This is a genomic window from Vagococcus allomyrinae (genome assembly GCF_017829975.1).
GTDB classification, from domain to species: domain Bacteria; phylum Bacillota; class Bacilli; order Lactobacillales; family Vagococcaceae; genus Vagococcus_D; species Vagococcus_D allomyrinae.
Genome location: NZ_JAEEGA010000018.1, coordinates 1 through 13,980 on the forward strand (window position 1 = coordinate 1; position 13,980 = coordinate 13,980).

The following is a 13,980-nucleotide window of genomic DNA, read 5'->3' on the forward strand; positions in this document are numbered from 1 at the left end:
ATGTTAATGATACGGTCGGGAAACCAATATCAGTTTAACATTTTAGGAGGCTTTTTTAATACCTCGCTGGAAGCTCTAAGGAACCACCCGCATAGCAGGTGGTTTTCAAAACATATAAAAAAAGGATCAAAAATCTTTTACAGATTTTTGATCCTTTTTTACTAATTTTTAAAGACTATTTCTCTTTTAAGTTCACACTGATGACTGCTCCCTCAATTCCTTGACCAACGCTTCAATCTCCTGACAGGCTCGCTCAAGTTCTGCTTCGTTCTCCCCGTAGTCTTTGCGATTGATGGTTGATAATAACCCGATAACAGCACTAAATTTCAAGTCATGACGCCAAAAAGGCATGTGACTTCCCCCGCTTAACTGGACGTAAGTATGTCGAGTTGTTTCCCGACCGCGAAACTTAAGCTGCATAACTGCTTCTTCCTCCATAGTTGCCACTCCTTATTGACTTGCTGGTCCGCTCTCATTGTTGTCCTCTCCTAAACCAAGGTCTCTCAGTAAAAACGGCGCTCCTTTTACCACATTTTGACAGAAGACTGATGTTTCCGTAAAATTGTCGAAATACCTGCGAAAATCAGCGAGACTAATAAGAACGCCCCTCCTACGTATATCAACACCATTAAACTACTAGACAAATACGTGGTAATTAATTTGTAAAGCGGTGGCGAGGCGATTGACACGCGTTTGATAATCCCACTCCACAAAATTGCTGCTGGCAACACGATCAACATCAAACCGCTGCCGCTAAAAATATACGCCATATAACGCAACAAGCGATGCCACCAGCCGTGTAATAAGTAAACGATCAACATCAACATTAAGAGCACACTGACCCCTAAAATGACTTGTAGTAAGACTAAATTACTGGCAAAGGCTTGAATTCGCTGACCAACAGCTGGCAAGTATGGTAAATTAATAAAATCACTGTAAACATCGTAGGACTTCTCTGAAAACAACTTAACCCCCTGAACATTTTCAGGTGTTAGTTTTTGACCTTTAGTGGCACCATAATCGTAGATGAGACCGCTGATTTGTTCTAAAAACGGCGCTTGCTCGATGGTCAAAGCATTCCCCATATAGGCCTGATAGCTGTAAGACTCAAAATCACGTTGGACTTGTTTGACATCTACGACTTCCTCCAGCACATCCTGAGGAATGCCACTGCCTAGCCCAATATCTTGAATTTGAACTGTGACTTGTTTGGTTAATGCTGTGTAATAATCCGATTTAACCGCTGCTTTATTTAAAAAATCAGCCGACATAATGGTCCGTTCCATTATCAGAATCAAGGTTAACCCTACCAGCAGGATACTACACATAAACGCAATAAATCCGACAGAAATATTACGGATGGTTCGCTTATTATTTTTCATGACTCAACTCTCCTCGTCTTGCTGATACTCTCTTGCTTTCTTCTTAATTTTCCGGATCAATCAATGGTCCCGACTGCAATTCCGCATAAACAAACAACCGCTCATCGGTTAACCCAATCATCTCGACTGGTGAACAGGTGTATAAAATCAAGTGATGGCCTTCTCGTTCAAAGACCGACTCAATCGCAGAGGCATCATCAAACCTGGCTTCCTTTGTGTCATTTACCTGATACACATAAGTACCATAATGAGTGAACACCGTAATCTTGTCACCTTTTTCGATCAGATTTAACGTTGCTAAATCGGTCGTATTATGACCACCAATCAAGGTAGTCCCCACTTCTCCTGGAAAAATACTGCCATTATAATGACCGACACCGACACGCAAATCTTCAGGTCGATCACCAAACGTCATAGCTGATTTGATTCCCAATTTTTCAATGACCAGTTGACCGTATTCATCGCCAATACTGGGATAGTTGACTTTACTGGAAGGAATCGTTTCAGAGGTATTCTTAGCTGGCTCGACTTTTTTAGTTTCATCAAAGAGTGCCACTCTTTCTTCTTTAAAGGTTGGGGCTTCGTTTAATACTAATAGATTAACTGTTGACGTTACAACGTTTAGAACGGGTGCTAACACGATGTAAAGAATCCCATAACCTGCGATAAAAAAAAGAAGGGGCATATAGAGATATGCCCATCCCTTCTTCTTCATAACCCTTAAGCTGCTGTTGCTGAGTATTTTTTACCAATAACAGCTGCGCCTAAAGCGGCAACCATTAATGATCCAAATACTAAGAAACTAATTGTGTAGTTAGCACCCGTTGCTTTAACTACTGGATTGGCTTTCGTTGTTGGTACAATCACTGTTTTACCAGCTTTGTTCACAACGGTTCCGTTTGAGCTAATGGCTAAATCCAAAGCATCTGCAGCTGCATAAATGTGATCCAAGATTTGATCTTGAATCGCTTTAGGCAATTGACCTAACAAGTTATTTAAGCTTGTTGCTGTCAAACCAGCAGAGTTGTTCACAACCAAGGCACGTGCTGCTTGGATATGTCCAACAACTGTTTGACACGTCGCTGCGTCAAAATCATTGGCTTTCAATTCATTTTCTGCTTGAGCGATATCACTTGCTGCAAAATAGAATGTGCCTCCACCGGCTGTTACACCAGCATTCAACTCATTCAAAATACTTTGTTCAGCAGCTGTAATTGCTCCGGCTGCTGATGCGGGTAATGCGAAACCAATAGCGACTAACGCTACTAGCAGCATACTCAACATTTTTTTCATTTTCTTCCTCCTATAAACTTAATCGCGCCGTTCGCCTATTCTTTTTCCTAACGGTTTTACGAACGGCACCATCTTAGTTTAACATAAGATACCTTAAAACAAAAATCATTTTCCGCTTTAAAATCACCAATCTACAGGCTTGCATTTAAGAGTAATTCATTAACCGATCGTTTATTTAATTTTATATAATGAACATTCCGTTACATAAAACTATGTAAATCACTGACGGCTAAATTATCTCGTTCTCTTTCGGCTTGTTCATTAACCTTCGTTTCTGATTTAATATCACTATAAACCTGACAAAAAATACTCCTAAAAAAAGCACTCAAAAGTAATCATTACCAAAACTTGAGTGCTTTTTTTCTTTATTTAGATGTGTTTAATCTGAAAAACAGCCACTATATTGACAAAAACACTTTAAGTAGTTGTTAAATTGTACAATGTGCTAAAACAATCAAATCAGCTCCTTCTACTCCACACATTTTTGCAAGGTTTCAATAATTGAGGCTCTTACGTCATAGGCTTTGTAACCTAAAATCGGCATGGTATCCTGAGGATCAAGATACAGGTTCTCCTCCTGTAATTGGGCGCTGACTGCGGCGTGGATACCATGTTCTTTTCCTGCTTCTGCGGCTTGTTGATCAATTCCTTGATAGACTTCTGCTAACTGTGAAAATGGCAGAACTGGGAGCTCAGTCTTTTGACCTAAGACATCAACCATCAGCTGATAAAATTCATGATAGCTCATGTTAATTCCAGAGATGGCGTAAGTTCCTCGATGCTGACCATTTTCCATAGCGCCAACTGCGGCTTCTGCCACTTGCTGAACGGTTACCATAGCAGTGCCACCACCTAAGCAAGGGAAGACCTCCTGGCCTTTGATTTGATCAGTAAACATCTTCCATAAAGGCGTGCGACCTGGCATCGTTCCAAAAATATAAGGGAGCCGTAAACTGCTGACGGTCATGCTCCCCTCTCCTTCAGCGAAAGCAATTTGTTCCTGTAGTAAGCGAGTATTGGGGTATGCTTGATTTCGCAAATTGAAAGATTCCAAGCGCTCGGCAAACTCAGCAAAGTAGGAACCAAATACAACAAATTTTTCTACTTTAGCCTTTTTAGCTAAGCGGGCTAATCGTTGAGTCGGCAACACATTAGCTTCATAAAAGAACTTAATCGCAGGAGCTTGGGGGATGATTCGTTCATCTGCCCCAGCAGCATAAATAAAACCATAACATCCTGACAGTTTTGCAATAATCTCTTCGTCAGTTAACTGATTGATATCACCTAATTCACACTTAACCCCTGCTGGTAATAGATCATCAGCTGGCATCGGTGGTAACGCCATTGTTTCCACCTCATAGCCTCGATTCAGTAATTCTTTTAAGGTGTAATATCCAAGAAAACCCGTACCGCCTAAAATAAATACTTTTTTCATTGTCACTCCGTCCTTTCTTTTATAACGTAATACCACCGTCAACACTAATAACTGCACCAGTCATGTAACGGGAGGCCTCTGAGGCTAAAAACGAAACGAGCTGGGCAATATCTGAGACGTCCCCTAAAGCGCCTTCATTTAATAATATATCTGGTGCTCTAGGAGGGATAAACTGATCAGCGATCATCTGTTGGCCAACCATTTGAGTCAGGGGTGTCACAATACCACCGGGACAAATCGTGTTTACCCGAATATTTTTCTTAGCATATTCAATGGCCGCATCTTGAGCTAAACCAAGAGCCGCTTTCTTAGTGGCTGAATACACGCCAAAACCTGTTTCAGATTTAATTCCTGAAGAAGAGCCTAAAACCACAATATGTCCTTCCTCTTGTTTTAACATCTCTTTTACGACATGCTTAATCCCAAAGAAACAGCCTTTAATATTAGTATTGATCACATAATCTGCATCCTCTTCCGTTATCTCATGAAATAATTTTGCCTGATGAATGACCCCTTGATTGTTTAAATAAAAATCTATTTGATCGTATTTTTCCTTGGCAAAGGCCACAAATTTGATAACATCTGCTTCCTTGCTCATATCCGCCTCAATAAAATCTGCCTGAACACCTAACTTACGACAGTCATCCGTCGTTGCTAATCCCGCTTCTTGATTCCAATCACAGATAACCAAGTCAAACCCATCTTTCGCCAATTGCAATGAACTTGCTCGACCGATTCCCAAGGCACCACCAGATACCAATGCTACTTTTGACATGAAAACCCCTCCTTGTGATTTTAGTAACATGTTAAGTATATAGTGAAACCGAAAAAAAATCTGGACAAACCGTTGACTATTCTTATCCTACTTGATCTGAACAACACTGACAATCGTGCTATAATAGCCTTAGAATCTAGTCTATTTCATTAAACATCAGGAAAGGATTTGATAAAAGTGACCAACCACCATCTTGAGCAGCTGCTGCCTTTTTCCAGCACCGACTATAAAGAACAGCCGATTAATATTGACGATATTTTTGTCAGCCAACAGACAGTAGTGGAACCAACCACAGCTGCTGTCCATTCCTCATTCCTGCTGATTTTGATAACCGCAGGGGCGGGCGAGATCATCATCAATAATTTGACCTACTCGATTAAAGAAGGAACTTTTTTGTGGCTATTTCCCTACCATACGTATTTCCTTAAAACGGTCACTCGTCCTCTTAATTGCCTGATATTTAAAACCACTTTAAACGTGTTGATGTATGCCTCGGTTTCCAATGATACCAATCAAAGCTTTATTTCCCAGCTTGAATACAATGATGTGCCATTGGTTCAAACTGACCCGTCTACCTTTTCTGAGCTCAGCTATTTATTCAGCTCATCTCTGACGGAATATCGCACTCGTCAGTCCCACTTTGAACTGGTACTGCTGGGAAATTTATACAAGATAATTGCGAGCTTTTCACGAATTAGAGAACAGAGTAAACCATTAAAAAGGAAACAGAAAAACAATCCTTGGGTTATTTATCAATATCTCCACTACCACTTTTCAGAAGACTTAAACATCACTGCTATCAGCCACCAGTTCGAGCTCTCAGCTAAGGAAATTAATGCTTCCTTAACAGAACTGACAGGCAATAATTTTCGTGATAATTTAACCGCTATCAGAATGATGAATGCCCGTTCTATGATGCGCTTTTCTGGCTTAGCCATTGACTTTATTGCTAAATTTGTTGGCTATCAATCAACCCCAAGCTTTAACCGCCAATTTAAAAAGCTAACTGGGCTAACGCCTAAAGAATTTCGCCATCAGCAGTTGGATAGGACTCTGACAATTCATTTTAAACAAAGTACGCCTTTTAATATTTTGCAATATTTATTTGAAAATTATTCTGAGCCTTTAACCAGTGTCAAAATTGCGCAGGTCTTTTACAGCAATAGCGCCGCTATCAACCAGTTACTTTATGATGAGTTCGGCTATAACTTTTCTCAGTTATTAATTTTTGTGCGGATGATTTTCGCGAAAAACTTCGTTGTCTTGACTGATAAAAAGATCATCGATATTTGCTCGTTTACGGGTTATAACTCCCTTCGCAGCTTTAACCGTCATTTTAAGGAGGTCTGGCATGAATCGCCTTCTGTTTATCGGGAGAAATATGGGAGTGGTGAAGTAGGAATTGATGGTAAATAGCCTCGAATCCATACTTATAGGAGTCGAGGCTATTTTCAATGTCGAGACTTATCAAGCTTAAGTACTTAAATTAAGCAATAAAGTGTGCCTTATCAATCAATCCAATCAACTCTCCATTTAAGTTAATTTCAATCCAAGTCCCTTGAGAACCATTCGTAAATTGAGTCACGATTTCTTTGGTTACTTTGACTGATTCATTTTGGAAATCCTTCGAATTAGCAATCACTTTTGAGCCTGGCACTCCATAAGGAATATCATAAATTAATTGCCCAGTTTTTAATGTTCCTTGGTACGACACTTCTTTACTTGACATCACTGTTGTGCATGGTGTTAAATGGGCTTTATCCACTAACCCCAACACTGTTCCATCTAGCCTAATTTCAATCCAAGTCCCTTGCAATCCGTTAGTAAATTTCGTGACTATCTCTTGGGTGACAGTAATCACTGAATTAACGTACTCTTTGGTATTACCAATTACTTTAGACCCTAATGCCCCATAGGGCAGATCATACACCAATTGTCTCGTTTTCAACGTTCCTTGATAAAATACCTCTTTCATCGATAAAATCGTCGTACATGGAACGAGATGAGCTTTGTCCAACAAACCCAAGACTTTTCCACCAACACTTATTTCAATCCAAGTTCCTTTCGAACCATTCGTAAATTGGGTCACAATTTCCTTAGCTACTGTCGCTGTTTTATTTTGATAGTCTTTTGTATTTGCTACAACTTTTGAGCCTAAAGCGCCATAAGGAATGTTATAAATTAATTGATCGGTATTCAATGTACCTTGGTAAAAAACATCTGTCGTTGATAAAATTGTTGTACATGGGACGAGATGAGCCTTATCTAACAAACCTAAGACTTTACCATCCACACTTGTTTCAACCCACGTTCCTTTGGTGCCATTCGTAAATTGAGTTACAATCTCCTTAGTTATTGTTGCTGTTCTATTTTGATAATCTTTAGTGTTTCCCACAACCTTCGATCCGAGTGCGCCATACGGACGGTTGTAAATTAGTTGATTAGTGTTTAATGTTCCTTGATAGAATACACCCTTCGTTGATAAAGTCGTCGTACATGGGACGAGGTGATTTTTATCTAACAAACCCAGTATTTTTCCATCCACACTTACTTCAATCCAAGTCCCTTTAGTGCCATTCGTAAACTGAGTCACAATTTCCTTGATTGCGGTTGCCGTTTTATTTTGATAGTCTTTTGTGTTGCCGACAACTTTCGACCCCACTGCACCGTAAGGGATGTTATAAATCAATTGATTACTATTTAACGCCCCTTGATAAAAAACATCTTTTGTAGATAAAACAACTGTATGGGCGGGAACTGAAACCGCCGTCTTAATCACTACTCGCGGATCCAACCAAACACCATTATTTGTAAAAGCTGAAGACTGGGCTTTTAACCAATCCGTTTTCGTCACACCTAAATGTAAATGATTGGTATTCCGAGTTGCGATAACTTGACCTAATGTTACTTTTTGACCGACTGATACCCGAATATTCCCTGCACTTGTCCCAAATTCTTGATACACTACATAATACCCATCTGTTGATTTAGTTGCTACGACGGTCCCTAACGCTTCATAACCTGAAGGTGCCCAACCGGCAAAAACGACTGTTCCCTCATGCACTGCACAAATTTCACTTCCCGGATGATCTACTGAACCGAAATCCAACCCGTTATGAAAACCATTTGGTCGAAATTCGCCACCGGGATTCTTTCCAAATAATTGACCGCCTAAAAAGCTTCCTTCCCCTACTTTTGGAAAAGGCCATCCCCATCCATTTGACATATTGTTTCCTCTTTTCTTTTTTCTATTTAAATACGCTCAGTCTATGTTGATATCACGTCTGATACCTTTAAATCACACAAATTTGTATACTCTTATTTTAAGGGCTGATCATAATAGAAAATGGTAAAGAAAAAAGGCGATTCTGGTAATCGTAAGGTAATAAAGGAAGACCTATTCATATTCTCCTAACAATATGAATAGGTCAATAATTGACAGATCAACGTAATGATTTCTTTCTCATCTTTTTTTAAAGATCATGAAAACAACCAATTTTTTTATATACTATTCGCTCAAATCATGGATAGTTAGTCACTTTTAAGATAATTAAAAAGTTGGAGTTAACATGCTTAATAATTTCGAAATTAGCTATCATTGATTAAAAGGAACTGTTTTTAACTGCCAAAATAATAAAAAAACTGGAAAAACAATCGTCATATTGATGGTTATAGCGATTTTCAGACTGACCGGTCAACGTCAACGGATTGCCGATTTGCTCCACAAATAGACACTTCTTAAACACAAACAAACCAACTCCCGCAAAACAAGAGTTGGTCTGTTATAGAACTAGCGTAGGAGCAGTTTAAGAGTTGACCTTTTTCTGGCGCTCCCCTTAAAAGGACCAAGCCCTCCTTTGCTAGACACTATCCAGTTGCTTCCACTTAACCCTTACTCAATGCCTTCAGCCTTTGCCAGCTCACTCAAACAAGCGACAATGGCCTTCACCCCTGCTTCTAAAGTCTCCCGAGGACAACCAATATTGACTCTAAAGAATAACCCGTCTTCCTCGAAAAAGTCATCGCCTGACTGAATGGCCACGCCGCTTTCCACCATCTTGGTTCGCAGTTCTTTCCCGGTTAAATTTATAGATGACAACTCAATCCACACAAGGTAGGTCGCTTCTAGCTTCGTCACTTCCACAAAGCTAAAAGGCTTCAGTTCTTCCACCAAATACTCGTAATTACTAAAAAGATACTCAGTTAAGCTATCCACATAATCGGCCCCATGTTCATAAGCCTTGGTTAAGGCCAGATAAGCAAAACTGTTTAACAAATCACCGGTGTGACTGTAGGCTTTGACTTGATCAATTTTCTTGATGAAGTCTTGATTGTCGGTGATATAATAAGATGCTTGTATGCCCGCTAGATTAAAGGTTTTAGTTGGGGCACTTAACATCACCACTTGATCATAGTCCAAGGCTCGCACCACCTTCATCAACGGGGTAAAGTGTTGCTCGGGCATGATCAAATCAGAATGAATTTCATCCGACACAATCGGAATGTTGTTGGCTTGACAGAGGGTCACCAGTTGAATCAGCTCTTCTTCGGCCCAAACTCGCCCAGTTGGGTTGTGTGGGTTACAGAGAATAAAGAGCTTGATTTGATGGTCTTCAATCAGTTGTGTCAAGGCGTTAAAGTCAATCTCATAGTAGCCCGCTTCTTTCAACAGCTTGGCTCGAACAATTTCTCTCTTCGCAAAGAGGGGTTCTTTTTCTAAGGGGCCATAGGTCGGGTTAAACAACAAGACCTGATCCCCTTCCTCTGTTAGGGCTCGCACCACATTGTTTAACGAAACCAAAACATTAGGCGTGAAAAAGATACTGTCCTTCTGATAGGTGATCTTGTTACGGCGCTGATGCCAATCAATGACCGCTTCTTTATAGGGAAAACCATAAAACCCGTAGCCAAAAATACCGTGTTTGGCCCGCTCAATCACTACGTCTACTACTTCTCTCGGCGGTCTAAAATCTGTGTCAGCCACCCACATCGGAATTAAGTCACTGTTACCATATAAAAACTCTAAACCGTCCCATTTCCCAGCAATCGTCCCTCTGCGATCAATTACTTGATCAAAATACTCACCATTATACGTCATTTTGTTACTCCTTTCTAAACGATCTTGCCAACTAATTTTTTCTCACCATCGGTCACTAAAATTAACGTCGCAATTCCCAAAGCAAAACTTAAGGCCACCATAAAGGAGGCTGTTGCCAGATTATCTGAAAACAAGCCTGCTATCCCATTCATCAACATCGGAGCGAAAGCAAAACCGAGACTGGTCAAGGCGGAAAACAAACTCATGCCCATCGGGACTGAGGTGGATTTCAGCAATGACGTGATCAAATACAACAAGCGGGTCATGACCGTGCCATAGCCCAAGCCAAAAATGAAAGAGCCTCCGACTAAGCCGACTTTTGCATGAAGGACGCCGATGATCAACAAGCCCCCCGCCATCAAAAGATAACTAATCCAAAGAGTATTCGATTTTAAGGCTTTGACTACTTGGCTTGCCACAAAGCCTGCTAAAATAGTGCCCAGGCTATTGACCGATAAGGCTAAACCTGAAACGGACGAATCGCCAATGCCATTAATATCCGCATGTAAGGCCATATTATTGGACAAGACAGACGTCAACATGGTCAACGTGACAGCTAAGGTCAATAATAAGATCACGGTCAAACTTCCTACGGCAAATTTTTGCTCATCAGATTCAACAGCCGTCCGCTCTCCTTCTTTGGCTGTTTTCAACACGGGGTCATTAGGCAGTAAAAACAACCCTAAGACAAACGCAATAATCGCTATCACAAAAATCGCGTAGTTGTATTGCCAGCCATAAACAGCTAAAACACCGCCGATAAAGGTCATTAACATCGTACCCAACCCTTGATAGCCGGTCTTCTTCCCTAACATGGAGGTCCGAGCTTCTCCCTCAAAATAGCGGGCAATTAAGGCGGGAATCGTGGCGGTCATCAAGCCACTTCCACCACCAAGAAAGACGGAAACTATTAACAAAAAGGTAAAATTTGACTGAACAATTAACGGCAAACAGCCTAACCCTAAAAAGGCGGCCCCGGTTAAAACGACGGTCTTTTGGCTGACTAGCGATTGTAATTTCCCTGCCGCAAGTGAGGCTAAAAAACTCAACAAGGCCGCAATCGATATAATTAATTGTAGCTGAGAGCGGCCGACTTCTGGGAAGGCATTGCCGATTTTAGCCAATGCTGGCGTAATCCCAGTGGCGATATTTGCCACAAAGATCAAGATAATTAAACCCAGTTGTAACTTCTTTTTTTCCACAAGATGCACTCCTCTTCTAAAAATGATTCAAACAAGTCTAGAATTTCTCCTGTGTTCAACTAGTTGCTAGCGAATTTGATCCTGTTGACGACATCATTTTTAAGAAGCGCTTCTTGACACCATTGGATAGGCCTGTCCAATGGCTAACACACCCCGACAACTCACTCATGATTATGACACCACCAGTTTTCCCAACGATCACTCTCTCGAAAAAAGGGATAAAAAAACAAGAAGTCTAGCTAGCAGATCGAGTAAAACAGTGAATAGAACGCAAAAAACGAGACCAGACTTGTCGTCTAATCTCGTTGATTTCCTTCTCCACTAACTAATGACACCGGCAACGATACCCAAATAAACCTAAGCAGTTCCTGTTTTTCACGAAAAAAACTAGAAAAAAACGCTTAAATTAGGTACAATAGATGAAGCTAGTGTAACAGCTAGCTTTGGCAACTGGGGGACTAGTTACGATAGTCTTTCTGGGCTTGTAAGGGGATTGCCGTCTCCTTGCAAGCACGCCATAAAATTTATTTAGTTGTCGTGGCTGTGTTAACAGGGTCATTGTACGATAAGATGAAAACGTTGTCAATAGTGTGTTTTTTAAATAACAAGTATTTTGAAAGATACAGTCGCTATAAGTGAAGTCAAAAAAAGTAGAAATCCGAAAATAGCAAAAACGCTCTCTCACCTAAGAGTGCGTTTTTTACTATCTATATAATAAAAAAATTTGCTACTGATACATTTCTCGTTTTTTTATGTCCTAATTCAAAATTCGTCTTGCGAAGGCTGGTGCCCAATCTTTGAAATATCCAACTTTTACATTTTGACCTTCTTGCGGAGAATGAATATACTGACCACTAGCAATAAAGATGGCAACATGACTAGTGTTTCCTCTCGGTCCCCAAAAAAGGAGGTCTCCTGGTAATAATGAATTAAGTGAAACTTCCTTACCTAATTTTTCTTGGTTTCCAGTAGGCGCTGAGACCGTCATCTTCACTGCATTTGCATAAACATATTGCACTAACCCCGAACAATCAAATCCATTGCGATCTTTCCCAGCCCATTTATATGGAATCCCTAATTGTTTTTTCGCTTCATCAACAACTAATGTTCCCTTGTCAACAGCTGGTTTTACAGTTGTTGCTCTGACATCTTGCTCTACTACCCATTGATTGAGTTCTTTCAACTTGTAAATACGGACACTGTTTGATCGTTTCACAATACTTTTTTGATCCGTAATTGTATAACTCTTTCCTCTAACAGATTGCGGAATACTTGAATTATCATAATATTGTGAAGCATTTGATTGTAACACAACATAGCTATTAACTGCTAAGTAAGGAAATGTTGTACTTTGCAAAGTAATATCTTGCTCTACTGCCCATTGATTTAGTTCCTTCAACTTATAGATACGGACACTATTTGATCGTTTCACAATACTTTTTTGATCCGTAATTGTGTATGCTTTACTTCTTACAGAAACTGGTATTGCTGAGTTATCAAAATATTGCGACGCATTAGCATTTAGCATGACCGATGAATGATTTGCAATATAAGCAAACGTCGTGTTTTGTTTGGTTATATCTTGTTCTACGACCCATTGATTGAGCTCTTTTAACTTATAGATACGGACACTATTTGATCGTTTCACAATACTTTTTTGTTCTGTAATTGTGTATGCTTTACTTCTTACAGAAACTGGTATTGCTGAGTTATCAAAATATTGCGATGCATTGGCATTTAGCATGACCGATGAATGATTTGCAATGTAAGCAAACGTTGTTGCTTGTTTCGTTACATCTTGCTCCACTACCCATTGATTTAACTCTTTTAATTTATAAATACGGACGCTATTAGATCGTTTCACAATACTTTTTTGCTCAACAATTGTATAAGCTTTACTTCTAACAGACGCTGGAATTGTCGTTAAGTCAACATATTGTGATGCGCCAGCATTTAAAATCACTGAAGAATAGTTGCCGATATAAGCAAACGTTGTTACTTGTTTCGTTACATCTTGCTCAAGCACCCATTGATTCAATTCTTTCAATTTATAAATTCGGACGCTATTTGATTGTTTGGTTATATTTTTAGCTTCAATTACAGTGCAAGCGGTCCCTCTAACTGCTTGAGGAATAATTGAACCATCATAGTAGTTTGTTGCCTTGGTAATTAATATTACAGAAGAATATACCTCAATAGCTGGGTAAGTTGAAGCTGGTGGGGTCACTGCTGTCAAAAATAAATTAACTTCATCATTTCTGCGATTCACTAATCCCTGCAGCACAGAACCACCTGCATAGACGTATTTTTTCATCTGTGTGCCAACATTTTGCCACTGACTTTTGTTGATATAACCTAGTAATGTTGCATCATTTTGTAAAACATACGGTCCCAAATTAAAATGGAAACTAGCTAGCGCATCGAACTGATTCTGATTTAAATTGACACTAATTACTTTTTTCATATGAACCACATGACTTGTGATATCATCTTTAAGATATGCCTCTGCTTGTGCTTGAGAAATAGACATTCCACTGGTGACACCTTTCGTATGTCCATATCCAATTGTCCAAACTCCAACTGAATCTTGATATGATGTTAACCGAACGCCTTCCCATTTCTTAATTAAATTGATCCCACCTTGAGATATTACCATGTTTTCATTTGCCATTTTTCTCACTCTCTTTTCGTTTGTTTTTTGAAATTTTTCCTATCACGTCTGACAGGCTTAATTCATATAACTTATATACTCTTATCATAAGGTTGATTGGGTATTAAAAACGGTAAAGAAAAAG

At 39.7% G+C, this 13,980-nt stretch carries 12 protein-coding genes and 1 pseudogene; 1 reads left to right on the forward strand and 12 read right to left on the reverse strand.

Annotated elements, in window-relative coordinates:
* Positions 1-192: 192 nt before the first annotated feature.
* The 6 genes from I6N95_RS21565 to I6N95_RS21590 all read right to left on the reverse strand — a co-directional run bounded on the left by I6N95_RS21565 (position 193) and on the right by I6N95_RS21590 (position 4,885).
* Entirely contained in the window at positions 193-438 is a 246-nt protein-coding gene (locus I6N95_RS21565) for a hypothetical protein (protein ID WP_209531436.1), read from the reverse strand.
* Positions 439-524: 86 nt separating this feature from the next.
* Positions 525-1,382: a hypothetical protein gene (locus I6N95_RS21570; RefSeq protein ID WP_209531437.1), complete on the reverse strand. Its 858-nt coding sequence runs from the start codon at positions 1,380-1,382 to the stop codon at positions 525-527.
* Between the two features lie 43 nt (positions 1,383-1,425).
* Complete coding sequence (locus I6N95_RS21575; protein WP_209531438.1) at positions 1,426-2,097, reverse strand: class D sortase; 672 nt, start codon at positions 2,095-2,097, stop codon at positions 1,426-1,428.
* Positions 2,098-2,102: 5 nt separating this feature from the next.
* Positions 2,103-2,675: a hypothetical protein gene (locus I6N95_RS21580; protein WP_209531439.1), complete on the reverse strand. Its 573-nt coding sequence runs from the start codon at positions 2,673-2,675 to the stop codon at positions 2,103-2,105.
* A 469-nt stretch (positions 2,676-3,144) separates the two neighbouring features.
* Positions 3,145-4,110: an NAD-dependent epimerase/dehydratase family protein gene (locus tag I6N95_RS21585; protein ID WP_209531440.1), complete on the reverse strand. Its 966-nt coding sequence runs from the start codon at positions 4,108-4,110 to the stop codon at positions 3,145-3,147.
* 19 nt (positions 4,111-4,129) lie between these two features.
* Entirely contained in the window at positions 4,130-4,885 is a 756-nt protein-coding gene (locus I6N95_RS21590; RefSeq protein WP_209531441.1) for an SDR family NAD(P)-dependent oxidoreductase, read from the reverse strand.
* A 177-nt stretch (positions 4,886-5,062) separates the two neighbouring features.
* Between I6N95_RS21590 and I6N95_RS21595 the strand changes: the two genes are divergently transcribed.
* Positions 5,063-6,301 carry an AraC family transcriptional regulator gene (locus I6N95_RS21595; protein WP_209531442.1) on the forward strand — a complete coding sequence of 413 codons (1,239 nt, stop codon included), beginning with the start codon at positions 5,063-5,065 and terminating at the stop codon, positions 6,299-6,301.
* A gap of 70 nt (positions 6,302-6,371) precedes the next feature.
* Here the strand turns inward: I6N95_RS21595 and I6N95_RS21600 are convergent, their stop codons facing one another.
* From I6N95_RS21600 to I6N95_RS21620, 6 genes and pseudogenes are all read right to left on the reverse strand, one after another.
* Positions 6,372-7,664, reverse strand: a complete 1,293-nt coding sequence (locus tag I6N95_RS21600) for a GW dipeptide domain-containing protein (protein WP_430727557.1) — start codon at positions 7,662-7,664, stop codon at positions 6,372-6,374.
* Between the two features lie 6 nt (positions 7,665-7,670).
* Positions 7,671-8,105, reverse strand: a pseudogene (locus I6N95_RS27865) (peptidoglycan DD-metalloendopeptidase family protein); the annotation flags it as partial.
* Positions 8,106-8,487: 382 nt separating this feature from the next.
* Entirely contained in the window at positions 8,488-8,631 is a 144-nt protein-coding gene (locus tag I6N95_RS21605) for a hypothetical protein (protein WP_209531444.1), read from the reverse strand.
* Positions 8,632-8,777: 146 nt separating this feature from the next.
* Entirely contained in the window at positions 8,778-9,983 is a 1,206-nt protein-coding gene (locus I6N95_RS21610) for a MalY/PatB family protein (RefSeq protein ID WP_209531445.1), read from the reverse strand.
* Positions 9,984-9,997: 14 nt separating this feature from the next.
* On the reverse strand, positions 9,998-11,185 hold the full coding sequence (locus I6N95_RS21615) for an MFS transporter (protein WP_209531446.1): 1,188 nt from the start codon (positions 11,183-11,185) through the stop codon (positions 9,998-10,000).
* A gap of 757 nt (positions 11,186-11,942) precedes the next feature.
* The gene (locus I6N95_RS21620; protein WP_209531447.1) at positions 11,943-13,856 is read right to left on the reverse strand and encodes a glycoside hydrolase family protein; all 1,914 of its coding nucleotides are present in this window, start codon (positions 13,854-13,856) and stop codon (positions 11,943-11,945) included.
* Positions 13,857-13,980 lie beyond the last annotated feature (124 nt).

Coding starts and splice junctions, on each gene's coding strand:
- I6N95_RS21580 (WP_209531439.1), bottom strand. CDS start 2,675: ATGAAAAAAATGTTGAGTATGCTGCTAGTAGCGTTAGTCGCTATTGGT.
- I6N95_RS21570 (WP_209531437.1), bottom strand. CDS start 1,382: ATGAAAAATAATAAGCGAACCATCCGTAATATTTCTGTCGGATTTATT.
- I6N95_RS21610 (WP_209531445.1), bottom strand. CDS start 9,983: ATGACGTATAATGGTGAGTATTTTGATCAAGTAATTGATCGCAGAGGG.
- I6N95_RS21585 (WP_209531440.1), bottom strand. CDS start 4,110: ATGAAAAAAGTATTTATTTTAGGCGGTACGGGTTTTCTTGGATATTAC.
- I6N95_RS21575 (WP_209531438.1), bottom strand. CDS start 2,097: ATGAAGAAGAAGGGATGGGCATATCTCTATATGCCCCTTCTTTTTTTT.
- I6N95_RS21565 (WP_209531436.1), bottom strand. CDS start 438: ATGGAGGAAGAAGCAGTTATGCAGCTTAAGTTTCGCGGTCGGGAAACA.
- I6N95_RS21590 (WP_209531441.1), bottom strand. CDS start 4,885: ATGTCAAAAGTAGCATTGGTATCTGGTGGTGCCTTGGGAATCGGTCGA.
- I6N95_RS21620 (WP_209531447.1), bottom strand. CDS start 13,856: ATGGCAAATGAAAACATGGTAATATCTCAAGGTGGGATCAATTTAATT.